This window comes from Cupriavidus sp. GA3-3 (genome assembly GCF_000389805.1).
In the GTDB taxonomy this organism is placed as follows: Bacteria; Pseudomonadota; Gammaproteobacteria; order Burkholderiales; family Burkholderiaceae; genus Cupriavidus; species Cupriavidus necator_D.
In genome coordinates this window covers 143,866-168,553 of the sequence record NZ_KB944502.1, presented here as the reverse complement: position 1 = coordinate 168,553, position 24,688 = coordinate 143,866, and the positions used below count along the sequence as shown (strand labels likewise).

At 67.4% G+C, this 24,688-nt stretch carries 24 protein-coding genes; 7 read left to right on the top strand and 17 right to left on the bottom strand.

Annotation, left to right across the window (positions count from 1 at the left end):
* Positions 1-21 precede the first annotated feature (21 nt).
* The 3 genes from ispE to C265_RS26245 all read right to left on the bottom strand — a co-directional run bounded on the left by ispE (position 22) and on the right by C265_RS26245 (position 3,551).
* Positions 22-900 (bottom strand): 4-(cytidine 5'-diphospho)-2-C-methyl-D-erythritol kinase, encoded by an 879-nt coding sequence (gene ispE, locus C265_RS26255; RefSeq protein ID WP_010814375.1) that lies wholly within the window; start codon positions 898-900, stop codon positions 22-24.
* A gap of 8 nt (positions 901-908) precedes the next feature.
* The gene (gene lolB / locus C265_RS26250; protein ID WP_010814376.1) at positions 909-1,502 is read right to left on the bottom strand and encodes a lipoprotein insertase outer membrane protein LolB; all 594 of its coding nucleotides are present in this window, start codon (positions 1,500-1,502) and stop codon (positions 909-911) included.
* A 93-nt stretch (positions 1,503-1,595) separates the two neighbouring features.
* Positions 1,596-3,551 (bottom strand): tetratricopeptide repeat protein, encoded by a 1,956-nt coding sequence (locus tag C265_RS26245; RefSeq protein ID WP_010814377.1) that lies wholly within the window; start codon positions 3,549-3,551, stop codon positions 1,596-1,598.
* A gap of 154 nt (positions 3,552-3,705) precedes the next feature.
* Between C265_RS26245 and mutM the strand changes: the two genes are divergently transcribed.
* The 3 genes from mutM (at position 3,706) to mutY (ending at position 8,086) form a co-directional block, all read left to right on the top strand.
* Complete coding sequence (mutM, locus tag C265_RS26240) at positions 3,706-4,584, top strand: bifunctional DNA-formamidopyrimidine glycosylase/DNA-(apurinic or apyrimidinic site) lyase (protein WP_010814378.1); 879 nt, start codon at positions 3,706-3,708, stop codon at positions 4,582-4,584.
* Positions 4,585-4,862: 278 nt separating this feature from the next.
* Entirely contained in the window at positions 4,863-6,815 is a 1,953-nt protein-coding gene (locus tag C265_RS26235) for a dynamin family protein (protein ID WP_010814379.1), read from the top strand.
* 92 nt (positions 6,816-6,907) lie between these two features.
* Positions 6,908-8,086: an A/G-specific adenine glycosylase gene (gene mutY / locus C265_RS26230; RefSeq protein WP_011614483.1), complete on the top strand. Its 1,179-nt coding sequence runs from the start codon at positions 6,908-6,910 to the stop codon at positions 8,084-8,086.
* 4 nt (positions 8,087-8,090) lie between these two features.
* Here mutY and C265_RS26225 read toward each other — a convergent pair whose 3' ends face one another.
* From C265_RS26225 to C265_RS26175, 11 genes are all read right to left on the bottom strand, one after another.
* Positions 8,091-8,750, bottom strand: coding sequence for an LON peptidase substrate-binding domain-containing protein (locus C265_RS26225; protein ID WP_010814381.1), 660 nt, complete (start codon positions 8,748-8,750; stop codon positions 8,091-8,093).
* 91 nt (positions 8,751-8,841) lie between these two features.
* Positions 8,842-9,726, bottom strand: coding sequence for an RNase adapter RapZ (gene rapZ / locus C265_RS26220; RefSeq protein ID WP_010814382.1), 885 nt, complete (start codon positions 9,724-9,726; stop codon positions 8,842-8,844).
* Positions 9,727-9,844: 118 nt separating this feature from the next.
* Complete coding sequence (locus tag C265_RS26215) at positions 9,845-10,237, bottom strand: PsiF family protein (RefSeq protein WP_010814383.1); 393 nt, start codon at positions 10,235-10,237, stop codon at positions 9,845-9,847.
* A 162-nt stretch (positions 10,238-10,399) separates the two neighbouring features.
* A complete protein-coding gene (gene hprK / locus C265_RS26210) occupies positions 10,400-11,371 on the bottom strand; it encodes an HPr(Ser) kinase/phosphatase (protein WP_010814384.1) in 972 nt (323 codons plus the stop codon).
* Between the two features lie 81 nt (positions 11,372-11,452).
* Positions 11,453-11,908 carry a PTS IIA-like nitrogen regulatory protein PtsN gene (gene ptsN / locus C265_RS26205; protein WP_010814385.1) on the bottom strand — a complete coding sequence of 152 codons (456 nt, stop codon included), beginning with the start codon at positions 11,906-11,908 and terminating at the stop codon, positions 11,453-11,455.
* A gap of 456 nt (positions 11,909-12,364) precedes the next feature.
* The gene (hpf, locus tag C265_RS26200) at positions 12,365-12,715 is read right to left on the bottom strand and encodes a ribosome hibernation-promoting factor, HPF/YfiA family (RefSeq protein ID WP_010814386.1); all 351 of its coding nucleotides are present in this window, start codon (positions 12,713-12,715) and stop codon (positions 12,365-12,367) included.
* 48 nt (positions 12,716-12,763) lie between these two features.
* On the bottom strand, positions 12,764-14,245 hold the full coding sequence (locus tag C265_RS26195) for an RNA polymerase factor sigma-54 (RefSeq protein ID WP_010814387.1): 1,482 nt from the start codon (positions 14,243-14,245) through the stop codon (positions 12,764-12,766).
* Positions 14,246-14,379: 134 nt separating this feature from the next.
* Positions 14,380-15,180 carry an LPS export ABC transporter ATP-binding protein gene (gene lptB, locus C265_RS26190; RefSeq protein ID WP_010814388.1) on the bottom strand — a complete coding sequence of 267 codons (801 nt, stop codon included), beginning with the start codon at positions 15,178-15,180 and terminating at the stop codon, positions 14,380-14,382.
* A gap of 68 nt (positions 15,181-15,248) precedes the next feature.
* Positions 15,249-15,899 carry a lipopolysaccharide transport periplasmic protein LptA gene (gene lptA, locus C265_RS26185; RefSeq protein ID WP_011614488.1) on the bottom strand — a complete coding sequence of 217 codons (651 nt, stop codon included), beginning with the start codon at positions 15,897-15,899 and terminating at the stop codon, positions 15,249-15,251.
* 67 nt (positions 15,900-15,966) lie between these two features.
* The gene (gene lptC, locus C265_RS26180; RefSeq protein WP_010814390.1) at positions 15,967-16,596 is read right to left on the bottom strand and encodes an LPS export ABC transporter periplasmic protein LptC; all 630 of its coding nucleotides are present in this window, start codon (positions 16,594-16,596) and stop codon (positions 15,967-15,969) included.
* A 43-nt stretch (positions 16,597-16,639) separates the two neighbouring features.
* Entirely contained in the window at positions 16,640-17,623 is a 984-nt protein-coding gene (locus C265_RS26175; protein WP_010814391.1) for an SIS domain-containing protein, read from the bottom strand.
* 141 nt (positions 17,624-17,764) lie between these two features.
* Between C265_RS26175 and C265_RS26170 the strand changes: the two genes are divergently transcribed.
* Positions 17,765-19,744, top strand: coding sequence for a monovalent cation:proton antiporter-2 (CPA2) family protein (locus C265_RS26170; RefSeq protein WP_010814392.1), 1,980 nt, complete (start codon positions 17,765-17,767; stop codon positions 19,742-19,744).
* Between the two features lie 18 nt (positions 19,745-19,762).
* On the opposite strand, the gene C265_RS26165 is transcribed toward C265_RS26170, so the two are convergent.
* A complete protein-coding gene (locus C265_RS26165) occupies positions 19,763-20,137 on the bottom strand; it encodes a ribbon-helix-helix domain-containing protein (RefSeq protein ID WP_010814393.1) in 375 nt (124 codons plus the stop codon).
* Between the two features lie 100 nt (positions 20,138-20,237).
* Positions 20,238-20,816: a DJ-1/PfpI family protein gene (locus C265_RS26160; protein WP_010814394.1), complete on the bottom strand. Its 579-nt coding sequence runs from the start codon at positions 20,814-20,816 to the stop codon at positions 20,238-20,240.
* Positions 20,817-21,032: 216 nt separating this feature from the next.
* Here C265_RS26160 and C265_RS26155 point away from each other — a divergent pair, with 216 nt between their 5' ends.
* The 3 genes from C265_RS26155 (at position 21,033) to C265_RS26145 (ending at position 24,109) form a co-directional block, all read left to right on the top strand.
* Positions 21,033-21,605 (top strand): adenine phosphoribosyltransferase, encoded by a 573-nt coding sequence (locus C265_RS26155; RefSeq protein ID WP_010814395.1) that lies wholly within the window; start codon positions 21,033-21,035, stop codon positions 21,603-21,605.
* Positions 21,606-21,648: 43 nt separating this feature from the next.
* Positions 21,649-22,260 carry a LysE family translocator gene (locus C265_RS26150; protein WP_010814396.1) on the top strand — a complete coding sequence of 204 codons (612 nt, stop codon included), beginning with the start codon at positions 21,649-21,651 and terminating at the stop codon, positions 22,258-22,260.
* Between the two features lie 169 nt (positions 22,261-22,429).
* Complete coding sequence (locus C265_RS26145) at positions 22,430-24,109, top strand: Na/Pi cotransporter family protein (protein ID WP_010814397.1); 1,680 nt, start codon at positions 22,430-22,432, stop codon at positions 24,107-24,109.
* A 9-nt stretch (positions 24,110-24,118) separates the two neighbouring features.
* On the opposite strand, the gene C265_RS26140 is transcribed toward C265_RS26145, so the two are convergent.
* Positions 24,119-24,604: an adenosine-specific kinase gene (locus tag C265_RS26140; RefSeq protein ID WP_010814398.1), complete on the bottom strand. Its 486-nt coding sequence runs from the start codon at positions 24,602-24,604 to the stop codon at positions 24,119-24,121.
* Positions 24,605-24,688: the final 84 nt, after the last annotated feature.

Here is a 24,688-nt window from a genome sequence, read left to right as displayed (position 1 = left end):
ACCGCGCCGAACGAAAACTTGCTACGCGAGCGCTGCGAGCGGATGACGTGCCAGACTGCGCACACACCTGCCGTCCCATTCGGGAGGCAACCTTTCCAAAACCTGCTGCGCTGTTGTTGCGTCGGGAAAACGCGCAAACACGCAGGCTCCGGAACCGGTCATCCTGGCATGCTGATTGTGTTGCTTCAGCCATGCCAGGGCTCGGGCGACTTCGCCGAACTTCGCTGTTGCTATCGGTTCCAGGTCGTTGCGACCGAAATCGAATTTGTTTGTGCGAGCAGCGAAGACCGCAATTATGGAGAGCGGCGTATCCCTTGTCAAGCACTCGTCCGAAAAAATTTCAGCGGTGGGGACATGCTGTTTCGGGTGGATGACCACGAACCAGCTCTCGGGCAGCTCGACTGGCGTCAGGTCCTCGCCGATGCCCTGTGCAAAGGCGTTCTGGCCCAACACGAATACTGGCACGTCGGCGCCCAGCGCCAGCCCGATGCGCATCAGTTCGGCACGCGCAAGGCCCAGTCCCCACAGGTGATTCAGCGCCAGCAGCGTGGTGGCGGCATCGGACGAGCCGCCACCGATGCCGCCGCCCATCGGCAGCACCTTGTCGATGGCTATGTCGGCCCCGAACGTGGCACCGGTGGCCGCCTGTAACGCGCGCGCGGCGCGCACCACCAGGTCGGTCTCGGCCGGCACGCCGGGCACGTCGGTGACGCGTGCGACCACGCCGTCGTCGCGCCGGCGGAAATGCAGCGTGTCGCACCAGTCGACCAGCTGGAACACGGTCTGCAGCGTGTGGTAGCCGTCGGCGCGGCGGCCGGTCACGTGCAGGAACAGGTTGAGCTTGGCCGGCGCGGGGCAGTCGCGCAGTTCGGGCGGGGGCAGGGGCTGGCTGCGATGCATGGCGTGGTTCACGGCGTCCGGGGATCGATCACGAGGCGCACCGACAGCGGATTGCTGCCGGCGTCGCGCGCCAGGTCGATGCGGCGCGGCACCTGGGCGGCTGCGTCCTGCCAGGCGACGTAGCGCACGGTCCAGCCGTTCTGCGCCAGCGTGGCCAGCCGGCCCTGCTCGTCGCGCGTGGTGCGCGCGGGCGCGCCCTGCGTGGCGCGGCCGTGCAGCCAGTCGCGCATGCCGGCCACCGGCAGCGCAAAGCCGAGCGCTTCCTCCATCAGGGTGTCGACCTCTGGCGCGTTGCGCGGCGGCTGGTTGGGCAGGTCGAGCGTGGCGCCGGACGGTGTGGCGGTGACCACGGCCAGGGTCTGGCCGAGCGGGGACACCAGGTCCAGCCGCACGTTGCGGCCCTGTTCTTCCCAGCGGAAGCTTCCCTGCACGCCTTCGTCGCGCCCGTAGCGCACGTAGTTGGCGGAGAAGCGGCCGGTGTATTGCTGGCTGGCGGCGGCCTGGTCGCCATCAAAGCTGCGCGACGGTGCCACGCTGGCACACGCCTGCAGCAGCAGCGGGGCGCCAAGGCAGAAGAGCGCCAGGCGTCGGGATCGGTTCATGGGCTTGGTCGTGAGAACGGCGGCGCGGCGGCGTCCGCCGGCTGACGGAAATCCGGCGCCGCGGACCCGGGCTGCGGGTCGCGGCGGGCGGGGTTACTTGGACACTTGCACGTTGACCTTGTAGCGGCGCAGCGTGTCGACCAGGGTCTCGTTCTCGGGGTCGATGCGGACGGCCTCGGTCCAGGTCTTGCGCGCTTCGTCATGCTCGCCGAGCTGCCACAGCACCTCGCCCAGGTGCGCGCCGATCTCGGCCTCGGGCGCCTTGGAATAGGCATTGCGCAGCAGGTCGGCCGCCGGGCGCAGGTCGCCCATGCGGAATTTGACCCAGGCCAGGCTGTCCATGATGTAGGGATCGTCCGGCCCCAGCTCGGAGGCGCGCTCCAGCAGCTTGAGCGCCTCGGGCAGCCGCTCGTTGCGGTCCGCCAGCGAGTAGCCCAGCGCGTTGTAGCCCTGCTTCTGCTGCGGCTGCAGCGCAATCACCTTGCGCAGGCCCTTCTCCATGCTGTCGTAACGCTTCTGGCGCTCGTCGAGCATGGCCAGCTCGTAGATCCAGTCGGCGTTGTCGGGCTCTGCCGTAATGCGGTCGTTGAGCAGCTTGCGGGCGCGGTCATAGGCTTTGCTTTCCATCAGCGTGGCCACCTCGGCCTGGCGGATGGCGGTCATGCGCTGCGCGCGCTGGCCAGGATCGGAGATGTCCTCGGCGTCGGTGAGCATCTCGCCGAAGAGCGCCTGGGCGTCGTCGAGCTTGCCCATGCGCGCCAGCAGCTGTGCGCGCTTGGCGGTCGCCGCGGGCGCCAGCCGGATGTCCTCGATGCGGTCCAGCCACCGGATGGCGCCGGCGTAGTCCTTGCGCTCCTCGGCGATCTGCGCCAGGTACTGGTAGGCAATGTCGGGGTTGGCGGTGGGCTGCTTCTCTACCAGCTGCAGGTATTCCTTCAGGTACTGCTCGGCCTCGCCGTAGCTCTTGGCCTGCAGGCTGGTCAGGCCCAATGCCAGCGGCACGCGCGGGTCGCCCGGGGCTACCTTGCGCAGGGTCTCGAACTCCTGCCGGGCCGACTGCATGTCGTTGCGCAGCAGGTACAGCCGCGCCAGCGTGATATGGCCGTTGACCGAATCGGGCGACTTGTCGAGGAAGCGCTTCAGGATCGCGACGGCTTCGTCGGGCTGCTTCTCGGCGCGCAGCTCGGCCGCCATCAGCGCGGCCGCTTCATAGCCCGGGCGCAGCCGCAATGCCTGGTCGAGCGCGGCGAGCGCGCCCGGCTCGTCGCCGGCGACTTCCCTGGCGCGCGCCAGTGCCAGCTGCGTTTCCGGCAGCTTGGCGTCATTCTTGGTCAGGTCCTGCAGCAGTGTGGCCGCGCCGGCCGCATCGCTGGTGCGCGACAGCTGCTGCTGCAGCTGCAGGATGGCCTCGCCTCGCTGGCTGGCCGGCACCGCCGCCAGCTGTTGCTGCAGCAGGGGCCGGGCATCGTCCCAGCGGCCGTTGAGCACCAGCAGCGTCGACAGCACCTGCGCTGCCGCGGGCGAAGTCGGAGAAATCTCCTTCCACAGGCGCGCGGAGTCCAGTGCCTGCTGCGGGATGCGCGCATTGAAGGCGATCTCGGTGGCGCGCTGCGCGAAGCGCGGGTCGCGGGTCTGCCGGGCCAGTTCCATGTAGGTCCGGTAGGCCGGGCCGACCAGGCCGCGCTGCATGGAAATCTCCGCGGCCAGCACCATATAGACGATGTCGTCGGTCAGCTCCAGCGACGGCAGCGCGCTGCGTGCGGACCTGGCGGCGGCGGGGCGCTCGCTTTCGGCCGCGGCCAGCTGCAGTGCCGATGGCAATGGCATGGCGCCCGCAGGCGGCGCGGCGTGGCTGGTGCCGGCGGCCAGGGCCAGCAATGCCGAGGCGGCCAGCGCACGCGCATGGCGGCGGGGCGCCTGGAAAAACCGGGCCAGGGCGCCAGCCGTGCGCGCTGTGCGGGAAACGGCGCCTGGAAAAGCGATCGGGAGGCCGCCCGCGGTGGCTTGCAATGTGGAGTCCGGCATCAGGTCCGGCATGAGGTCCGACATGTAGTGATTGCTCCGGCGCGCGCTGGCGAGGGATGAGAGAAAGCGCATTGATAAAGGGCATTGTAGCCTGCCGCTACAATGCGCTGCTTGGCGCCGCAGGCCGGTGCCCGCAGGCGCCGCTGGAGTTTTGAGCGGTAACCAACGGAGAGGTTCGATGCCAGAATTGCCCGAGGTCGAGGTGACCCGGCGCGGCTTGCTGCCGCATGTGGTGGGACGGCGCATCGCCGCGGTCACGGTGCGCCACCGCGGCCTGCGCTGGCCGGTCGATCCGCAACTGGAAATGCGGCTGGCCCAGCGCGTGGTGCGCCGGATCGAGCGCCGCGGCAAATACCTGCTGCTGGAATGCGTGAGCGAGGCGGCGGGCGAGCCGGCCGGCTGGCTGCTGGTCCACCTGGGCATGACCGGGACGCTGCGGGTGCTGCCCGAGGCGCCGCCGCCTGGCGCGCACGACCACCTTGACCTGGTGCTGGCCCCCGGTCCCGGCGCCGCGCTGGGCACCAAACCGGGCACCATCGTGTTGCGTTTCCGCGATCCGCGCCGCTTCGGCGCCATCCTGTGGAGCACGCTGCCCGAGGCTGAACTGCCGTCGCACCCGCTGCTGCGCACGCTCGGCATCGAGCCCTTCGATCCTGCCTTCGACGGCGCCTGGCTGCACCGCCACACGCGCGGGCGCAGCGCCGCCATCAAGACCGTGCTGCTGGCCGGCGGCATCGTGGTCGGCGTGGGCAATATCTATGCGTCCGAAAGCCTGTTCCGCGCCGGCATCCGTCCGACCACCCCGGCCGGGCGCCTGAGCCGCGCGCGCTGCGACCGCCTGGCGCAGGCGGTGCGCGAGACTCTGGCACAGGCAATCGAGCGCGGGGGCAGCACGCTGCGCGACTTTGTCGGCAGCGACGGCGCCAGTGGCTATTTCCAGCTGGATTGCCTGGTCTACGACCGCGCCGGCCAGCCATGCCGGGTCTGCGCCACGCCGGTGCGCCAGATCGTGCAGGGCCAGCGCTCGACCTTCTACTGCCCGAACTGCCAGCACTGAGCCTTGGCGGCCACCCCGGGCAGGCGCCGTGTGGCGCACAATGCGCGCCGCCGGCGATTGTCGATGGGTCGGCGCAACACTCCTTGTGCAAGCCATTACTGAGGGGCGTGAATTCCACAAAACCGTCGTGGAAACCTGTATCGTGTGCGCAGTCATAAAAAGTTACAAAATGGCCCGCCGCCTCCAGGTAGACCGTGGTCGGGCCGGCATTGTGCGAACACGGGCGCAGCGCGAAAGCGGCGTGCCCCGAGGTAAAACCAAGTCAGCCGAACAGCTCCATGACAACGCTCGCCCACCAATTCGAACAATACGGCGCCTGGAGAACCGGGGTCCTCCAGTCACTGGCCGAATTCCAGTCCTGGCTGCAGCAGCACGACCTGTACGACGCCCAGGCCGATGACCGCGTGCAGCGCATCCAGAGCGTGCTGCGCAGCGACCGGCTCAAGGTCGCGTTCATTGCCGAGTTCTCGCGCGGCAAGAGCGAGCTGATCAACGCCATCTTCTTTGCCGACTACGGGCGCCGCATCCTGCCGTCGTCGGCGGGGCGCACCACGATGTGCCCGACCGAGCTGCGCTACGACGAGGCCGAGCCGCCGTGCATCCGGCTGCTGCCGATCGAGACACGCCTGCAGGAGGCCTCTACCGCCGACTTCCTGGAGGCCGGCACCTCGGCTTCGCACTGGCATTCGGTGCCGCTGGACCCGTCTTCGCCCGAGGGCATGCTGGCTGCGTTCCAGCACGTGGTGCAGACCGTGCGCGTGCCGCCGGCGCAGGCCGAGGCGCTGGGCCTGTACCACGAGAACGATCCCGATGCCGCCTACGCGGTCGATGCCGAGGGCATGGTCGAGATCTCGCGCTGGCGCCACGCCGTCATCAATTTCCCGCATCCGCTACTGCGCCAGGGCCTGGTGATCCTTGACACGCCGGGCCTGAATGCGATCGGCACCGAGCCCGAGCTGACGCTGCGGCTGATCCCCGATGCCCATGTGGTGGTGTTCGTGCTGGCCGCCGATGCGGGCGTCACCAAGAGCGACCTGGAGCTGTGGCGCAGCCATGTCGGCGCCGGCCACCGGCGCGGCTGCCTGGCGGTGCTCAACAAGATCGACGGGCTGTGGGATCCGCTGCGCGAGCCGGGCGAGATCGCGCAGGAGATCGCGCGGCAGGTGTCCACCACCGCGCAGGTGCTGGGCATCGAACAGTCGCGCGTCTATCCGGTATCGGCGCAGAAGGGCCTGGTGGCCAAGGTCACGCACGACGACGAGCTGCTGGCGCACAGCGGCCTGCCCGAGTTCGAGCACGTGCTGTCCGACCAGCTGATCCCGCGCCGGCGCGAGATCGTCTCGGACCAGGCGCACCGGCTGGTGCAGGACATGGCGCGCGCCGCGCAGCAGCTGCTGCAGAGCCGCCGCCGCGATATCGTCGAGCAGCTGTTCGAGCTGCGCGGCCTGCGCGGCAAGAACCACGCGATGGTCAAGCACATGTTGATGCGGGTGCAGGGCGAGAAGGAAGAGTTCGAGCAGAGCATCAGCAAGTTCCAGGCGCTGCGCCTGGTCTTCGGCCGCCACAGCGCCGACATCATCAAGAGCCTGCAACTGCGCGACGTGCGCCTCACCATGCGCAGCGCGCGCGAGCAGATGAAAGAGCGCTTCTTCTCGCGCGGACTGCGCGAAGACATGGACGCGCTGTTTGCGCAGCTGACCAGGCTGGTGACCGATGCCGACAACAAGATCGGCCAGCTGCACCAGCTGATCGAAAGCATGTACCGGCGCTTCAACGCCGAGCACGGCTTCACGCTGCCCGCGCCGATGCAGTTCACTGCCGAGCGCTACGTGGCCGAGCTTGAGGAAACACTGCGCCTGGTGCATGCGCACTTCGGCACGGTCAGCATGCTGACGCGCTCGCGCCCGCAGCTGGTCCAGAGCGCCTTCAGCACCATGGCCAGCCGCGTGCTGGAGAACTTCCGCGACCTGAACCGCGATATCGAGGTCTGGCTCAAGTCGGTAATGACGCCGCTGGAAGCGCAGGTGCGCGAGCACCAGAAGCAGCTGCGCCGGCGCGTCGATTCGATCGAGCGCATCCACGAGGCCACCGACACGCTGGAAAGCCGCATTGCCGAACTCGAGGAAGTGCTCAACGGCCTGGACGAGCGCAGCGGCCGTATCGAGGGCTACGCGCAGCGGCTGCTGCGGCCGACGGCTGCAGCCGACAGCGCGAGCCTTGCGGTGGCCTGATCCTGAAGCCGGTATATCATGTGGCGCCGCACTTAGCGGCGCCTTTTCCTTTGGTGCGCCGCGCGCCCCGCGCTTCAGAACGTTTCACCCAGATGCCCCGCAAACCAGCCCCTCGCGCCGTTCCCGCCATCCCCGACGATATCTGCGTGCCGCCCGACTTCGGCGCCAGCGTGGTCGACTGGCAGCGCCAGCATGGCCGGCACGACCTGCCGTGGCAGAACACGCGCGACCCGTACCGCATCTGGCTGTCGGAGATCATGCTGCAGCAGACCCAGGTGAGCGCGGTGATCGACTACTTCCAGCGCTTTGTCTCGCAGCTGCCCACGGTGCAGGCGCTGGCGGCGGCGCCTGCCGACCAGGTCATGGCGCTATGGGCGGGGCTGGGCTATTACTCGCGCGCACGCAACCTGCACCGCTGCGCTATGCAGGTGGTGAGCGAGCATGGTGGCCGTTTCCCGACCGATCCCGCGGTGCTGGCCACATTGCCCGGCATCGGCCGCTCCACCGCCGCGGCAATCGCCGCGTTCAGCGCCGGCGTGCGTTCTCCAATCCTGGATGGCAACGTCAAGCGCGTGTTCGCGCGCTGCTTCGGCATCCACGGCCATCCGGGCGAGCGCGTGGTGGAAACGCGCATGTGGCAGCTGGCCGAGCTGGCCTTGCCGGCCGCAGGCCCGCGCCAGGCCGAGGACATGATCGCCTATACGCAAGGGCTGATGGACCTGGGCGCCACGGTGTGCTCGCGCGGCAAGCCGGCCTGCCTGGCCGATGCCGGTGCGTGCCCGCTGTCGGCCGACTGTGTGGCGCGCCGCGACGGGCTCACCGGCGTGCTGCCCACGCCCAAGCCGCGCGCGGCCATCCCCGAGCGCAGCACGGTAATGCTGCTGGTGCGGCGCCAGCGCGAAGTGCTGCTGCGCCTGCGCCCCGGCAGCGGCATCTGGGGCGGCTTGTGGAGCCTGCCGGAGATGCCGGTCGACAGCGTGCCCTTCGACACGGAAGCCGCCGAGGCGGCGGCGCTCGACTATGCCCGCGCCTTCGGCAAGCCCGCGCGCGCCGCACTGACCGGCGAGCTGACCCATGTGTTCACGCACTTCCGCCTGCTGATCCGTGCCATCCGGGTCGATGTGAGCGCGGACGGCGCAAGCCTGATGGCGCAGGACGGCGCTGCGGAAGCCGCGCAGCGCTGGATCTCGCTTGACGATCTCGATGCGGTGGGTACGCCCGCGCCGGTGCGCAGGCTGCTGGAGGACCAGGCCCGCGGCGGGCTGTTCTGAGCGCCTAGAGCATGTGGTTCTGGCGCATGTAGCGGTGCACGATCTCGATGCGCATGCCGGCATCGGGCAACGCCATCAGCATCTGCTTGGCCTTGAGCGGCACCGGCAGCAACTCGCACAGCCGGTTGGCGACCCAGCTCGGGTCGTCCCACAGGTAGGGCTCGTCGAATGGCAGGCGGTCGGGTTGCTCGGCATGGAGCCGCGTGACAATGCGCCGCAGCGCATCCAGGCATTCGCCCAGCAGCTCCAGCTTGCAGTCGATGATGTCGGGAGGAAGCACCTCGGCGCGCGCAACCAGCAGGCCGTCGTCGCGGGTGTCATGGCTGACGATATGGAAGCGCTCGCGGCCGCGCGCACGGATCAAGAGCACGCCCAGCTGTTCCATGTTGCAGTCGACGATCTCCGCCAGGCAGCCGATCAGTTCCGGCACGGTGGGCTGGTCCGGCCGGGCCACTTCCTCGCCGCTTTCGATCAGGCAAACGCCGAAGGGAGTGTTGTCGCGCAGGCAGTTGCGCACCATGTCGACATAGCGCGCCTCGAACACGCGCAATGGCAGCCGTCCACCGGGAAACAGCACGGTGTGCAACGGGAACAGCGGCAGGTTGTCGAGCGTCCGCGGCGGATCTTCTGATGCCGTGGGACGGTAGAGGTCGGTCGAGGACATGCAGTGCCAGCTTGGGTATCGCGCAGCAATGGGCCAGCCGGCCAACGCGGCGTGCAGATGCCAATGATGCCAGTGGGCAGTCCCGCCTGCGTCAGCCCGCCGGTGCGAGCTCTCGGTGTCTCACCAGCACATTACCATGCGCCCGGAAGTAGTTGGCAAGCCTTTCCGCAATATAGACCGAGCGATGCTGGCCGCCGGTGCAGCCGATCGCCACGGTCAGGTAGCTGCGGTTGTCGGCAATGAAACTCGGCAGCCACTTTTCCACGTAGGCGCGGATATCCTCGGCCATCGCCAGCACCATTGGCTGGGCCTGCAGGAAGTCGATCACCGGCGTGTCGCGCCCCGTCAGCGGGCGCAAGGCCAGGTCGTAATAGGGGTTGGGCAGCGAGCGCACGTCGAACACCATGTCCGCATCGCTGGGCACGCCGTGCTTGAAGCCGAACGACTCGAATAGCAGCGTCAGCCGCTGGCTGTCGTCGCGGATCAGCTCCTTGATCCAGCTGCGCAGCGTATTGGTGCGCACATTGCTGGTGTCGATGCGGTGCGCGGCCTCGGCCAGCGGGCTCAGCAGCGCACGCTCCATCTCGATCGCTTCCATCAGCGCGGTGTCGTTGAAGGCGGGTTCACCGCCCGGGCCCGGCACGCCGTCGGTACGGACCGAGAGCGGGTGGCGGCGGCGCGTCTCGGAGTAGCGCTGCACCAGTGCGTCGGTGCTGGCGGTCAGGAACACCACCTCGACCTGGTGCTCAGCGGCCAGCGCGCGCACGGTGTCGGGCAACTGGTCGAGCGACTCGCGGCTGCGGATGTCAGTGGCGACGCCCAGGTGCGTATAGCCCTGGCTGTCGAGATAGCGGGTCAGTTCCGGGATGAACTGAGCCGGCAGGTTGTCCACGCAGTAGTAGCCTGCGTCTTCGAGCACGTTCAGTGCGACGGACTTGCCGGAACCGGATATGCCGGTGATGAGGATGATGCGCATAGCAACTGAAGCATAGCATCACGTGATGAAGGCGTCATGACACCACGCGCAAAAGCAAACATGGCGAACCTCGCGGTTCGCCATGCTTTTGTCGTCAGCTTGCGGCGCTGGTTGCGGCTCAGGCTGCCTTGGACAGGCATTCCTTCATGTAGGCCTTGTATTCGTCGCCCTTCTTGCCCTTGCCCGACTTGCTGCAGGAGGCCATTTTCTCCTGCTGGGTCTTGGACGCGCCCTTGGACAGGCATTCCTTCATGAACGCCTTGCGTTCGTCGCCCTTCTTGCCGGCGGCTTGCGTATTGCAGGCCTTCATCTTGTCCTGCTGGGCGTTGGCTGCGGGCTTGTCCGGGGTAGCCGGGGTGGCGGGCGTGGCAGGCATGGCCGGCGTTGCCGGTGCGGTGGCCGCCGGCTTGGCTGGCGTCGCGGGGGTTGCCGGCGTGGCGGTGGTCTGTGCAAAAGCGCTGGCGGCGATCATCGGGGTGACCAGCGCGCACATCGCGATCAATTTCTTCATGCTTGCTCTCCTGGGTGTGGAAAACTTCATGGCCGCGCGCCATTGCCGGCGTTGCAGCTTCCGTAACGGGCGCGATGCCCATTACAGCACAAAACGGAGCATGCCTGAAGAACGTTGACGTTCTGCGTCAACGCCGTTGTAAGCAAATGAAAACGCCGGCGCTCAGAGCAAGCGGCCCTGGCCGCGCGATACTGCATCGGCCTGCATCGCGGCGCGCTGCCGGTCCATGAAGTCGCGTAGCGTATCGATGCCGCGCAGGCGCAGGATGGTGTTGCGCACCGCGGCCTCGACCAGCACGGCCAGGTTGCGCCCGGCCGCCACCTGGATCTTGACCATGTGGATCGGCAGGCCCAGCACGTCGAGGTATTGCGAATCGAGCGGCAGCCGCTCGAACTCGCCGTCATTGCGACGCACCAACTGCACCACCAGCTTGATCTTCATCTTCCGGCGCACCGCGGTCTCACCGAAGATGGTCTTGATGTCGAGCAGGCCCAGACCGCGTACTTCAAGCAGGTTCTGCAGCAGCGGCGGGCAGCGGCCTTCAATGAAATCCGGCCCCAGGCGCACGAAGTCCACGGCATCATCGGCCACCAGCCCGTGGCCGCGCGAGATCAGTTCCAGGCCCAGTTCGCTCTTGCCCAGGCCCGATTCGCCCATGATCAGCACGCCCATGCCCAGGATGTCGAGGAATACCCCGTGCATGGTCACGCGCGGCGCGGAGATACGCGACAGGTACAGGCGCAGGTGGTCGATCACCGCGGCCGACGACACCGGCGTGGTGAACAGCGGCGTGGACGAGCGCGTGCAGCGCAGTTCCAGGTCGGGCGGCGGCTCCATGCCGTCGGCGATCACCAGGAAGGGCGGCTCCAGCAGGATCAGCTCGCCCATCTGGCGCTTGCGGGTCTCGTCGTCCAGCCGCTGGTAATAAGTGATCTCGGGCTTGCCGAGCACCTGGATGCGGTTGGGGTGGATCAGGTTCAGGTGGCCCACCAGGTCGGCGGCGGAGGTGGCTTCGCGGGCGAACTCCACATCGAAGGCGCGATCCGCACCTTCCAGGCCGGCCACCCACGAGAGTTTGATGTCGGCTGCGTTGTCGTCGAAGATGGACTGGGAGGTGACGCCGGTGAGTTCCATGCGGTATGACTGGTGGGGCGGTTTGCGAAGCGCCTTGGCGCCTGCCCGGTCTGGTGCCGGCCCGCTTGAGGGATCAGGGGATCAGGGATGCCATGCGATCAGCAACTGATGGACGGCATCGGGCGTGGGCAGCGTGGCCAGCCCTTCACGCATGTCGCGGTCGGAAAGCAGTTGCGCGATTTCGGACAGGATTTCCAGGTGCTGCTGCGTAGCCTGTTCGGGCACCAGCAGGAAGATCAGCAGCGATACCGGCTTGCCATCGGGCGATTCGAACGGAATTGGTTCGGCCAGGCGCATGAACGCGGCCAGCGGCTGCTTCAGGCCCTTGATGCGGCCGTGCGGGATTGCCACGCCGGCGCCCAGGCCGGTGGATCCAAGCGACTCGCGCGCGAACAGGTTGTCCGTCACGATGGCGCGCGCCACACCATGGTTGTTCTCGAAGAGGAGCCCGGCCTGCTCGAACACACGCTTCTTGCTGGTGACGCTGACGTCGAGGGTGATGTTGCCGGGTGGCAGCAATTTGGCCAAACGATTCATGGGCGATGCGCAGGATTTCAGTTAGCGGGCGGACCGTTCCGCCGGGCAGTGGGCTGGCTCCGGCCTGCCGTTGGCCTGGCCGGAGGCGTCCGGCCCATTATAGAGCAGCGACTACTCCCGCATTGTGCAGCGCAACGGGGCAAGCCGGTGCAGAAAGATACATGGTGATGCAATGGTGCCTCCGCGGCGGGGAGCCGGTGCACCGGGGCGGGGCACGGCCAGGATTCCCTCTCTTTGTATGGCGCAGCATACACCTTGGCGCAGCGCTTGCGAACACCCTTGCTCATTCGGGTGAAAAGCATCGGCTCCGGCGCCACAGCCGGGCCGCGCCGCCAGTGCGGGCGCGGCATGCCGGCGGCAACCGGGAACGCGAGGGCGCAAAAAAGCCGCGCTTCTTGGCGCGGCTTGCCTGTTAGATCCTGATTCAGCAGCCCGCTGCGGGGCTGCCGGGCACGGTCATTGCTGCATTTGCGCTGCGGCCATCTGGTACTTGACCGCTTCGCGGTCGTGGCCTTGCACGCGATCCTTGTAGCGGATCACCTGACGGTCCAGCTTGTCGACGAGTGCGTCGATCGCTGCATACAGGTCTTCGTGATGCGCTTCGACAAAGATGTCCTTGCCCTTGAGATGTAGATTGATTTCCGCGTACTGACGCCGGTCCTTTTCCTTATGGTTGTCGACAGAGAGCAGCACACTAACGCCAATGACTTGATCGAAATGCCTGACGATTCGCTCCAGCTTCGTTTCCACGTACTCACGCAGAGGGGGCGTGATGTCCAGGTGGTGTCCACTGATCTTGAAGTTCATAGCGCTTCTCCTTCTGAAAGAGCCTCACCAGGCAGGCGGTGGGCTCGGCTACAAAGACTTGCGGAGATTGACTGCGGGGATCTTCAGGGCTTCGCGATACTTGGCAACGGTGCGGCGTGCGACAACGAAGCCTTGTTCGCCCAGCAGTTCGGCAATGCGACTGTCGGAAAGGGGATTCCTCGGGTCTTCGGCTCCTATCAGTTGCTTGATCAAGGCGCGGATGGCCGTTGACGAAGCCGCGCCACCGGTTTCGGTGGACACGTGGCTGCCGAAGAAGTACTTCAGTTCGAAAGTACCCATCGGCGTTGCCATATATTTATTGGTCGTCACCCGGGAGATGGTTGACTCGTGTAAACCCAGTGTATCGGCAATCTCCCGCAAAACCAAGGGGCGCATGGCGATTTCGCCGTGGCTGAAAAAGTTCTTTTGACGCTCGACAATGGCCTGCGAGACACGCAGGATTGTGTCGAACCTCTGCTGGATGTTCTTGATCAGCCAGCGCGCCTCTTGCAGCTTCTGCTGCAGCCCGGCGGTGCCGGACTCACCCTTTGCGCCACGCAGGATTTGCGCATACATGTCATTGATGCGCAGCCTCGGCATCACATCCGGATTGAGCTGCGCGATCCAGCCGCCGCCACCCTTGCGCACGAACACGTCCGGCACCACGAAGTCCGCCTCCGGGCGGCTGTATGCATGGCCGGGGTAGGGCGCCAGCGAGCGGATCAGTTCGTGTGCGGACTTCAGCGCCGCTTCATCCACCTGCAGCGCCTTCTTCAGCCGCGTGTAGTCGCGTACTGCGAGCAACTCCAGGTGGTTGGTCACGATGTTCAGGGCCAGTTCGCGCTGCGGGTGCGTCAGGCGCCGCAACTGCAGGGCCAGGCACTCGGCGGCGTTGCGCGCGCCCACGCCGGGCGGGTCGAAGCTCTGCAGCAGCGTGAGGATGGCGTGGACCTCCTCGATCTCGAACTCGAGTTCTTCCGGCAACTCCGTGCAGATCTCCTCAAGCGATGCGCTCAGGTAGCCATCGTCGTCGAGCGATTCGATCAGGAAGATGGCCAGGCCCTTGTCGCGCGCCGAGATCTTCAGCGGCGTGAGCTGTTCCATCAGGTACTCGCGCAGCGTGGGCTCGGCTTCGCGCAGCTGCATCGGCGTTTTTTCGTCCTCGTCGCCCTGGGGGCGGCGGGCAAAGTCGTCCAGGCTCCACTCGCTGCTGCCATAGTCGTCGCCGTTGCCGCTGTCGCCATAGCTGTCGTCGTCAGCCGCGCCGTCGGCGCGGGCCTCGCCATTGCCCTGCGGCTCTGCCGGCGCGGGCGCCGGTGCGCTCTGCAGGTTGACCGAGCCGTCGGCCGCCACGCGCAGCGGGCTTTCGATCCAGTCGTTCTCGCGTTCGAGCAGAGGGTTTTCCGTCAGTGCCTGTTCGACCTCTTGCTGCAGTTCCAGCGTGGAAAGCTGCAGCAGCCGGATCGACTGCTGCAGTTGCGGGGTCAGGGCCAGATGCTGGGAAAGGCGGAGCTGTAGCGACGGTTTCATGCGACCTATTCTATGCGCATCTTTCCGTTGTTGGAACGGAAATTGCTATCGCTTATGCGGTCTGATCGCTGCTGGCTGTGGTAGGCCCACGTGCGCCCGCGAATAGGCCTGCCGCTCCATGGCAGGCCGCTGCATCACATGCGGAAGTTCTCGCCCAGGTAGACGCGCCGCACTGCGTCATTGGCGATGATTTCCTCGGGCTGGCCCGCGGCCAGCACCGTGCCTTCGCTGATGATGTAGGCGTGGTCGCAGATGCCGAGCGTCTCGCGCACGTTGTGGTCGGTGATCAGCACGCCGATATTGCGTGCCTTGAGGAAGCTGACGATGCGCTGGATCTCGCCCACGGCGATCGGGTCCACGCCGGCGAAGGGTTCGTCCAGCAGGATGAAGCGCGGCGACGACGCCAGCGCGCGCGCGATTTCCACGCGGCGGCGCTCGCCGCCCGACAGCGACAGCGCCGGGTTGTTGCGCAGGTGCGCGATCTGCAGGTCGTCGAGCAGCGAATCCAGGCGGCGCTCGATCTCGGCCTTGGGCAGCGGCTTGCCGTTGCTCACCTGCAGCTCCAGCACCGCGCGGATGTTCTCTTCGACGTTGAGCTTGCGGAATACCGAGGCTTCCTGCGGCAGGTACGACAGCCCCATGCGCGCGCGCTCGTGGATCGGCAGGCCGCTGATGTGGTCGCCGTCGAGCACGATATCGCCTTCGTCCAGCGCCACCAGGCCCACGATCATGTAGAAGGAGGTGGTCTTGCCCGCGCCGTTGGGCCCGAGCAGGCCAACCACCTCGCCGCTCTTCACGTCGAGCGAGACGTCCTTGACCACCGTGCGCGAGCCATAGCGTTTCTTCAGGTGGCGCACGACCAGCGTGCTGCCGCCGGCAAGGACGGTGGAGGCTTCGACGGAAGGCTTGTCGGCGATGGTTGCGGTATCGGTCATTGGCACAGTCTGGCGTTCAGGCGTTTCTGGCGCCGGCCGCATGCGATGCACGCAGCCGGCGCCAGGCGTCAGGGTTTGTTGGCAGGCGCGGGCGCCGGCTTCAGGTCCAGCGGCGAGCCGCCGCTGCCCGTGGCGCCGGCCTTCTGGTCCTGGCGCGGCGACAGCACCGCGCGCACGCGGCCGGACGGATTGGCGGCCGCGGCATCGCCGCTACCGCCGCCGGCAGCCGTGTAGAACTCCTTGCGGCTGTCGTAGGTCAGCACCGCGCCGCGGATCTCGTCGACCTGCTTGGCGCCCTGCAGGCGCGCCATGCGGGCATTGCCGATCAGCTTGGAGTACTCCTGCTTGCCGTCGTACTCGATGCGGTCGCCCCAGCCGTCGATGTATTCGTCGACGCCTTCGCGCTTCTGCCGGATGTAGGCCTGCTTGCCCGGCTTGGCGGTGGCCACCGCGAACTGGTAGCCCTCGGGATCGGTGCGCAGTTCGGCGGCGTCGGACTTCAGGATCATGGTGCCCTTGGTCAGCACCACATTGCCGGTCAGCGTATAGATCTGCTTGACGTCGTCATAGCTGGCGTTGTCCGCCTCCAGCACCATCGGCTTGTCGCGGTCCGCGCGCTCGGCCAGGGCGGGCTGGGCCAGCAGGCCGAAGGCCATGGCCAGGGCGAGCAGGGCCGGGGCGGTGCGTCGACGGGACGATGTCGTCAGGGAAGCAGTCATGTTGGCAGGGTTGCTTGAGGGCGTCTGGGTACGTTGGTGCGGGTTGGTGCGGCCCCCGGGCCGGGGCTCAGGACCCCGGCGCGCGGCCAGGGGTCGGCCCGGTGATGATGGTGCCGCGTACATTGCCGAGCAATTGTACTTCGCGCGTGACGTTGTTGAAGATCAGGCCGTTGGCGGTCATCACCGACGGGCCGCGCGTCAGCTTGACCGGCTTGTCGGTCTTGACGATGTCGTCATTGACCAGCAGCTGGAAATAACTGGATGCGGCGGTCAGCTGCGGGTCCTTGGACACGTCCACGCCCTGCTGGCGCATGACGAAGCCGTTGCCGTACAGGTCGATCACCGAACCCTCGGCGTTCATGCGGCCCATATCGGCGCGGGCGGTGACCGGCGGGCGGTCCGGCTCATACGCGCGCATGGCGGGCCGGGTCACCTCGTAGGTCTGGTCATCCTCGAAATGGACCATGCGCTCGCCGGTAAAGCGGATTTTGGTGCTGCCGTCCGGCGCCAGCTCAGTGGCCGAGAAGCGGTCCATGAAGTAGTCGGGCTCATGCTTCTTGGCGCTTTGCGCGGCCGGGTCTTCCTTGGGGGAGTTGATCTGGACCAGCCAGAACGTGCTGCCCGCCACGAAGGCCATCAGCAGCAGCGGCAGCAGCCGCATGACGATGCCGCTGAGGGAGGCGAGGAGTGCCTGCATGGTGTCCTTGGCGTTGTGCCGGTTGTGCCGGGCCCGCGCCCGCTCAGATGACCTTGGCGCGGGTCAGGTCGTGGATATGCAGCGCGCCGGTCAGGCGGCCGTCGTCATCCACCACCAGCAGCTGGTTGATGCGGTTGGCCTCCATCACCTGCACCGCTTCGACGGCGAGCTGGTTCTCGTTGACCACGTGCGGGTTGCGGTGCATGACGTCGCCGATGGGAACGGTCTTCCAGTCGCGCGGGGTTTCCAGAAGGCGGCGCAGGTCGCCGTCGGTGAAGACGCCGATGGCGTGTCCGTCCGGGTCCACCACGGCGGTCATGGCCATGCCCTTGCGGGTGATTTCCATCAGCGCCTGGGCCAGCGGGGTGTTTTCACGCACCTCGGGCACGGCGTTGCCGGTGCGCATCACGTCGCGCACATGGGTCAGCAGCTTGCGCCCGAGCGCGCCGCCGGGGTGCGAGCGCGCGAAGTCTTCCTCGCCAAAGCCGCGCGCATCGAGAACCGCCACTGCCAGCGCATCGCCCAGCGCCAGCGCCGCGGTGGTGCTGGCCGTCGGCGCCAGGTTCAGCGGGCAGGCTTCTTTCTCGACCGCCGCGTCCAGGTGGACGTCGGCCAGCTTGGCCAGGTTGGAGTCGGGGTTGCCGGTGACCGAGATCAGCCGCGCGCCGATGCGCTTGACGATCGGGATGATCGACAGCAGCTCGCCGGTCTCGCCCGAATTGGAGAAGGCGATCAGCACGTCGTCGCGCGTGACCATGCCCAGGTCGCCGTGGCTGGCTTCGGCCGGGTGCACGAAGAACGCCGGCGTGCCGGTAGAGGCCAGCGTGGCCGCGACCTTGCGCCCGATATGGCCGGACTTGCCGATGCCCGAGACGACCACGCGCCCGGTGCATTGCAGGATCAGCAGCACGGCACGGGCAAAGTCGCCGTTCAGGCGTCCGGAAAGTGCGGAAACCGCATCGGCTTCGGTCTGGAGAGTGTCGCGGGCGAGCCTGAGTGCTCGATCCGCATCGAAATTGGCTATCATGGCGACGAAGTATACCAACGAATGCGATGGCGCCTGGCCCGACCCATGGCGCACGTCGTGCTTGCCGTGCTCGCCGTATTTTGCCGGCAGGGTGCCCGTGCCGGGTCGGACGTGCGCCTGGCCGGTCACCCAGACCGCCTGATGCATTCTCCGCTGGAACTGACCCTGGTGCTGCTGGCCGCCGCCGTCTTCGGCGTGGTCGCATTCCGCATGCTGCAGCTGCCGCCGATGCTCGGCTACCTGGCCGTCGGCATCCTGATCGGCCCCCATGCGCTGGGGCTGGCCAGCGACACCGCGCAGACCAAGTACCTGGCCGAATTCGGCGTGGTCTTCCTGATGTTCTCGATCGGGCTGGAGTTCAACCTGACCAAGCTGCGCTCGATGAAGCGGCTGGTGTTCGGCCTGGGCGGCTCGCAGGTGGTGCTGTCGATGCTGGCGGTGGTGCCGGCCAGCTGGGCTTTCAACTGGCTGTTCCCGCTGTCCTGGCAGGCGTCGGTGGCGCTGGGCGGGGCGCTGGCGATGTCTTCCACCGCGATCGTCTCCAAGATGCTGTCCGAGCGCATGGAGCTTGAGAGCGAGCAGGGCCGCAATATCATCAGCATCCTGCTGTTCCAGGATCTGGCGGTGGTGCCGCTGCTGATCGTGATCCCGGCGCTGTCGCGCGATCCGGGCGACCTGATGGTGGCGCTGGGCCTGGCCACGGTCAAGATCGTGGTGGCCCTGGGCGTCATCTTCTTCCTGGGCCAGCGCCTGATGAGCCGCTGGTTCCACGTGGTGGCGGCGCGCCGCTCGCAGGAACTGTTCATGCTGAACCTGCTGCTGGTGACGCTGGGCATGGCGGCGCTGACCGAGCGGCTGGGCCTGTCGATGGCGCTGGGCGCCTTCATGGCGGGCATGCTGATCTCCGAGACGCCCTACCGCCACCAGGTGGAAGAGGACATCAAGCCGTTCCGCGACGTGCTGCTGGGACTGTTCTTCGTCACCATCGGCATGCTGCTCAATATCCGCGTGGTGCTCGACCACGTATGGCTGGTGCTGGCGCTGCTGGTGGTGCCGGTGCTGTTCAAGCTGGTGCTGATCGCGCTGCTGGCGCGGGTCTTCGGCTCGCGCCAGGGGGTGGCGATCCGCACCGGGCTGGGGCTGGCGCAGGCCGGCGAATTCGGTTTCGTGCTGCTGAACCAGATCGACGGCCTGAACCTGGTCGACCCGGTGCTGATCCAGGTGATCCTGGCATCGATGCTGCTGTCGATGCTGGCCGCGCCATTCCTGATCCAGTACAGCGACGCCATCGTGCTGCGCTTTGCCGCCAACGAATGGCTGATGCAGTCGCTGAACATGACCCGCATCGCCGCGCAGAGCCTGCAGACCGAGAAGCACGCGATCATCTGCGGCTTCGGCCGCAGCGGGCAGAACCTGGCGCACATGCTCGAGCGCGAGGGCATCAACTACGTGGCGCTGGACCTGGACCCCGACCGCGTGCGCGAGGCCGCCGCGGCCGGCGATACCGTGGTCTACGGCGACGCGGGCCGGCGCGAGGCGCTGATCGCCGCCGGCATCCACCGCGCCGCCGCCCTGATCGTCACCTATGCCAACACCCCATCGGCGCTCAAGGTGCTGCACCACGTGCAGGAACTGGCGCCGGCGCTGCCGGTTATCGTGCGCACGGTGGACGATTCAGAGCTCGATACGCTGCAGAAGGCCGGCGCCACCGAGGTGGTGCCCGAGATCATCGAGGGCAGCCTGATGCTGGCCTCGCACGCGCTGGTGCTGCTGGGCGTGCCGATGCGGCATGTGCTGCGCGGCGTGCAGGAGGCGCGCGACGCGCGCTACAGCCTGCTGCGCGGCTATTTCCACGGCCGCGACGATGATGAGGACATGGTCGAGCGCGATTCGGTACGGCTGCATTCCGTGTCGCTCGGGCCGCAATCCACGGCGGTGGGGCGGCGTCTTGGCGTGCTGGGGCTGGAGCGGATCGGCGTGGAGGTGACCGCGGTGCGCCGGCGCGGCATCCGCGCCTTCGATCCGGAGCCCGAGACCGTGCTGGAGCCGGGCGATATCGTGGTGCTGCGCGGCCCGCCCGAGGCGCTGGAGGCTGCGGAAACTCGCATCCTGAACGGATGAGCCAGGGCGTCGTGCGCGTCAGTGCGGACGCGCCTCGACCCAGGATTCCGGCAGGTTGTCGAGCACGGCGCGTGCGTCCAGCGAGCGGATCGGCACGCTGGCATCGGCCGGGATGCGGCCTTCGCCCTGCAGCATCAGGTAACGCAGGCAGCACACGCGCAGGAAGGACGAGAAATTGCCGGCCACCGCCTCGCTGCCGCGATGTTCGGTCAGTTCATCGTGCAGGCGCGTGATCAGCTGGTTGACGGTCATGTCGTCGCGCCGCGCCAGTTCTTCCAGCACCTCCCAGAACAGGCTCTCCAGCCGGATGCTGGTGGCCACGCCATGCAGGCGCAGCGAGCGCGACTGGCTTTGGTACGACGCCGGATTGGCGCGGATAAAGATTTCACACATGGATGCTCCCGTGCGGGCGGCGCAGCCTGCGGGCATGTGCACGGCTCGCGGATGGGGCGGGCCGTGCCTTCACGCGTGGGGGCGCCGCGTGCGGAAAGCTCTAATGTACGATCCGCGTGCCCAGCACGGCAAGGAACTGCGCCAGCCAGGCCGGATGCGCGGGCCAGGCCGGGGCCGTGACGAGGTTGCCGTCGGTATGGGCCTGGTCGACGGGAATATCGGCATAGGTGCCGCCGGCCAGCTTCACCTCGGGCGCACAGGCCGGGTAGGCGGAGCAGGTCTTGCCTTCGAGCACGCCTGCCGCGGCCAGCAGCTGGGCGCCGTGGCAGACCGCGGCGATCGGCTTGTCCGCCTGGGCGAAGTGGCGCACGATCTCCAGCACGCGCGCGTTCAGGCGCAGGTATTCCGGCGCGCGGCCGCCGGGGATGACCAGTGCGTCGTAACCGGCGGGGTCGATCTCGGCAAAGCTCGCGTTGAGGGTGAAGTTGTGGCCGCGCTTCTCGGTGTAGGTCTGGTCGCCCTCGAAGTCATGGATAGCGGTGGCGCAGGCGTCGCCCGCCTGCTTGTCCGGGCAGGCCGCATGCACGGTGTGGCCGACCATCTGCAGTGCCTGGAACGGCACCATGGTTTCGTAGTCTTCGGCGTAGTCGCCCACCAGCATCAGAATCTTCTTTGCCATCGCGCTCTCCTGTATGGTTATGGGTGTCCGGCGGGTGCCGGACGCGGCAGCCCGGCCCCTGGCCAGCCAAGCGGGCCGGCAGGGCCATTGTGCTGGCCGCCCCGATGGCGCGGGTGGTAACTGGTTACCGCGCCGGCGGCCATCCTGCCGCGACCCACTGCGACCCCTCTTTCTGATTGGCGCGCCACGCTGCGCGCCTACCGTTTCCAGACCCCTATGGCAGACTCCATCATCCAGTCCCCCGAGCTCGGCGACGTCACCGGCTACCTGCGCGAGCGCATCCGTACGGTGCCGGACTGGCCCATGCCGGGCGTGATGTTCCGCGACATCACCCCGCTGCTGCAGAACCCCAAGACGCTGCGCGTGCTGATCGATGTCTTCGTGCACCGCTACATGGATGCGCAGCTCGACCTGGTGGCGGGCATCGACGCGCGCGGCTTTATCCTGGGCGCGATCGTCGCGTATGAGCTGAACCTGGGCTTCGTGCCGATCCGCAAGAAGGGCAAGCTGCCGTTCCAGACCGTGGCCGAGGAGTACGAGCTGGAATACGGCAGCGCCACCGTCGAGATCCATGCAGACGCCTGCAAGTCCGGCGACCGCGTGCTGCTGGTCGACGACCTGATCGCCACCGGCGGTACCATGATGGCCGGACGCAAGCTGCTGGAGCGCCTGGGCGCGACGGTGGTGGAGGGCGCCGCCATCGTCGACCTGCCCGAACTGGGCGGCTCGAAGCTGCTGCAGGACGGCGGGCTGCCGCTGTTCACCGTGTGCAAGTTCGAAGGGCACTGAGCCACGCTGACCGGCCCGCAAGATTTCCACGCAAGGAGACCCCATGCCTGACCTGTTGCTGTTCCTGCTGACTTCGATTGCCGTGACTGTGGCCCCGGGGCCCGACAACCTGCAGGTGCTGGCGCGCGGCATGGCGCAGGGCCGGCGCGCGGGGCTGGTCGCGGCACTGGGCTTTTCGGTCGGGTGCCTGTTCCACACCGTGATTGCGGCGGTGGGGCTGGCCGCGGTGCTGCGCTCGTCGCCGCTGGCGTTCCAGCTGATCAAGTATGCGGGCGCGGCCTACCTGATCTGGATCGGCATCCAGGCGCTGCGCGCAAAGGGCGGGCTGGCGCAGGGCGGTGATGTCGATGCGGTGCCGCTCGCGCGCGTGTTCCGCCAGAGCGTGCTCGGCAACATCATGAATCCCAAGGTGACGCTGTTCTTCCTGGTGTTCCTGCCGCAGTTCGTGCGCGCCGATGCCGCGCACCCGGGGCTGCAGTTCCTGCTGCTGGGCGTGGTCTTCATGCTGCAGACGGCGGTGGTGTTCTCGCTGTTCGGGCTGTGCGCGGGCTGGCTGGGCGCCTGGCTGCGCCGCCGCCCGGCCACCGGCCGCTGGCTGGACCGCGCCGCCGGGGCGATCTTCGTCGGGCTGGGGATCAAGGTCGCGCTGCCCTGAGCGGCGCCGCTGGCGCGCATCCGGGCGCCGGTGTTGCCCGTTGCCCGCGCGCCGCACCCATGCCGTTGCCGCTGTCGGGTGACGGGCGCATAATGCCTCATTGACAACTACACGATGACCGGGCCTAGCCTCCAGGGTTTTGTCGGCACTGGTCACACAAAGGCGCACCATGGGCGTACTCCTTCACCTGCTATCAGGCGTTGCCCTGCTCGTCTGGGGCACCAACATCGTCAAGGTCGGCATCCTGCGCGTCTACGGCGCGAACCTGCGCCATGTCCTGTCGACCAGCGTCTCCAACCGCTTCACCGCCTTCCTTGCCGGGCTCGGCGTCACCGGGCTGGTCCAGAGCAGCAACGCCACCGCGGTCATCGTCAGCTCCTTCGTCGGCCAGGGCCTGATCGCCGTGGCACCGGCGCTGGCCATCATGCTCGGCGCCAACGTCGGCACCGCGCTGATGGTGCAGGTGTTCTCGCTGGACCTGTCCTGGCTGTCGCCGCTGCTGATCTTTGTCGGCGTGATCTGCCATCTGACCTGGAAGGGCAGCAGGGCCGGCCACGTCGGCCGCGTGCTGATCGGCCTGGGCCTGATCACGCTGGCGCTCGAGCTGATCTCCATCGCCACCCGTCCCGTGGTGCAGGCTGCCGGCGTCAAGGTCTTGTTCGCCTCGCTGACCGGCGACGCGGGGCTGGACATGCTGGTCGGCGCCTTCCTGACCATCCTGTGCTATTCCAGCCTGGCCGTGGTGCTGTTCTGCGGCGCGCTGGCCTCGGCCGGCGTGGTGTCGATCCACGTGGCGCTGGCGCTGGTGCTGGGGGCCAACCTGGGTTCGGGCATCTCGGCGCTGCTGACCACCTCGGGCAACAACCAGCCGGGCAAGCGCGTGACGCTGGGCAACCTGCTGTCGCGCCTGCTGGGCTGTCTGGTGGCGCTGCCGCTGCTGGGCCAGGCCGAGGAGCTGCTGGCGCTGCTGGACCATGACCCGCAACGGCTGATCGTCAATTTCCACCTGCTGTTCAACGTCGCGCTGGCGGTGCTGCTGCTGGGCGCCACCGCGCCGCTGGCGCGGCTGTGCGAGAAGGTGCTGCCCGGGCGCAACACCGGCGACAGCCAGGTCACGCCGCGCCACCTCGATACGGCCGCGCTGTCCACGCCCACGCTGGCGCTGGCCAACGCCGCGCGCGAAGTGCTGCGCATCGGCGACCGCGTCGAGCAGATGCTGGACAACATGCTGCGCGTGCTGCGCACCAACGACGCCAAGCTGGCCGACGCCACCTGCCGCATCGACAACGAGGTGGACGACCTCTACACCGCGATCAAGCTCTACCTGACGCGCATCAGCCTGGAAGCGCTGGACGAGCGCGACGGCCAGCGCTGGACCGAGATCATCTCGCTCACCATCAACCTGGAACACGCGGGCGACATCATCGAGCGCATCCTGCTCGATACCAAGGACAAGAAGATCGCCCACAACCTGATGTTCTCGGAGGCGGGAATGCAGGAAATCGCCGAGATGCACGCGCGCCTGGTCGCCAACCTGCGGCTGGGCCTGTCGGTGTTTCTCAACGGCGACCTCAAGAGCGCCCAGGCGCTGATGGCGGAAAAAGCGAACTTCCGCGAGCTGGAGCGCAAGTACGCGCGCACCCACCTGCAGCGCGTGGCGGTGCAGACCGCCGAGAGCATCGAGACCAGCTCATTGCACCTGGATGTGATCAGCGAGCTCAAACGGCTGAATTCGCTGTTCTGTGCGACGGCTTATCCGGTGCTGGAGCAGGCTGGGGTGCTCAACCGCAGCCGGATGAAGGAAGACGATGTGCCGGCGGTGCCGGCGGTGCAGGCAGCGCAGCACTGAGCGGCGACGCTAGAGCTTGTAGCCGAACTTCCGCAACAGCGCCTTGCGCTCCGCCACATCGGCATCGGTCTCGATCCCCAGCGGCGAGGCACCATCGATCACGCCCACCACGCCGCGTCCGGCATCGGTCTGGGCGATGATCACCTCGGTCGGGTTGGCCGTTGCGCAGAAGATGCGGCACACCTCCGGCACTGCCCGCACCGCGGCCAGCACGTTGACCGGAAAGAACCCGTCGCCGAGGAAGATCACGAAGGTATGCCCGGCGCCGATGGCGCGGGCGTTCTCGCAGGCCAGGTCGATCAGGTCTTCATCTGTGCCCGACCAACGCACCAGGCGCTTGCCCGAGGCCTCGCAGAACGCCAGCCCGAAGAGGATGCCCGGCACCGTGCCGACCAGCGCCTCGTGCAGGTCTTCCACGGTCTTGATGAAATGCGAATGGCCGAAGATGAAGTTGGTGGCTTCCGGCTTGGTGACCGGTACGACCGTCAGTTCCATGGCTGGCTCCAGAATGGCGGCGCGGCTTGCCGCCATCCGGTTCATGGTAGGGCGCGGGGTGGTGAATGCAAGCGGGCAGGGATC

Bases quoted from the DNA above. Each gene is read 5' to 3' on its own strand.
- ispE (WP_010814375.1), bottom strand. From the start codon at position 900: ATGCATCGCAGCCAGCCCCTGCCCCCGCCCGAACTGCGCGACTGCCCC.
- lolB (WP_010814376.1), bottom strand. From the start codon at position 1,502: ATGAACCGATCCCGACGCCTGGCGCTCTTCTGCCTTGGCGCCCCGCTG.
- C265_RS26245 (WP_010814377.1), bottom strand. From the start codon at position 3,551: ATGTCGGACCTCATGCCGGACCTGATGCCGGACTCCACATTGCAAGCC.
- mutM (WP_010814378.1), top strand. From the start codon at position 3,706: ATGCCAGAATTGCCCGAGGTCGAGGTGACCCGGCGCGGCTTGCTGCCG.
- C265_RS26235 (WP_010814379.1), top strand. From the start codon at position 4,863: ATGACAACGCTCGCCCACCAATTCGAACAATACGGCGCCTGGAGAACC.
- mutY (WP_011614483.1), top strand. From the start codon at position 6,908: ATGCCCCGCAAACCAGCCCCTCGCGCCGTTCCCGCCATCCCCGACGAT.
- C265_RS26225 (WP_010814381.1), bottom strand. From the start codon at position 8,750: ATGTCCTCGACCGACCTCTACCGTCCCACGGCATCAGAAGATCCGCCG.
- rapZ (WP_010814382.1), bottom strand. From the start codon at position 9,726: ATGCGCATCATCCTCATCACCGGCATATCCGGTTCCGGCAAGTCCGTC.
- C265_RS26215 (WP_010814383.1), bottom strand. From the start codon at position 10,237: ATGAAGAAATTGATCGCGATGTGCGCGCTGGTCACCCCGATGATCGCC.
- hprK (WP_010814384.1), bottom strand. From the start codon at position 11,371: ATGGAACTCACCGGCGTCACCTCCCAGTCCATCTTCGACGACAACGCA.
- ptsN (WP_010814385.1), bottom strand. From the start codon at position 11,908: ATGAATCGTTTGGCCAAATTGCTGCCACCCGGCAACATCACCCTCGAC.
- hpf (WP_010814386.1), bottom strand. From the start codon at position 12,715: ATGAACTTCAAGATCAGTGGACACCACCTGGACATCACGCCCCCTCTG.
- C265_RS26195 (WP_010814387.1), bottom strand. From the start codon at position 14,245: ATGAAACCGTCGCTACAGCTCCGCCTTTCCCAGCATCTGGCCCTGACC.
- lptB (WP_010814388.1), bottom strand. From the start codon at position 15,180: ATGACCGATACCGCAACCATCGCCGACAAGCCTTCCGTCGAAGCCTCC.
- lptA (WP_011614488.1), bottom strand. From the start codon at position 15,899: ATGACTGCTTCCCTGACGACATCGTCCCGTCGACGCACCGCCCCGGCC.
- lptC (WP_010814390.1), bottom strand. From the start codon at position 16,596: ATGCAGGCACTCCTCGCCTCCCTCAGCGGCATCGTCATGCGGCTGCTG.
- C265_RS26175 (WP_010814391.1), bottom strand. From the start codon at position 17,623: ATGATAGCCAATTTCGATGCGGATCGAGCACTCAGGCTCGCCCGCGAC.
- C265_RS26170 (WP_010814392.1), top strand. From the start codon at position 17,765: ATGCATTCTCCGCTGGAACTGACCCTGGTGCTGCTGGCCGCCGCCGTC.
- C265_RS26165 (WP_010814393.1), bottom strand. From the start codon at position 20,137: ATGTGTGAAATCTTTATCCGCGCCAATCCGGCGTCGTACCAAAGCCAG.
- C265_RS26160 (WP_010814394.1), bottom strand. From the start codon at position 20,816: ATGGCAAAGAAGATTCTGATGCTGGTGGGCGACTACGCCGAAGACTAC.
- C265_RS26155 (WP_010814395.1), top strand. From the start codon at position 21,033: ATGGCAGACTCCATCATCCAGTCCCCCGAGCTCGGCGACGTCACCGGC.
- C265_RS26150 (WP_010814396.1), top strand. From the start codon at position 21,649: ATGCCTGACCTGTTGCTGTTCCTGCTGACTTCGATTGCCGTGACTGTG.
- C265_RS26145 (WP_010814397.1), top strand. From the start codon at position 22,430: ATGGGCGTACTCCTTCACCTGCTATCAGGCGTTGCCCTGCTCGTCTGG.
- C265_RS26140 (WP_010814398.1), bottom strand. From the start codon at position 24,604: ATGGAACTGACGGTCGTACCGGTCACCAAGCCGGAAGCCACCAACTTC.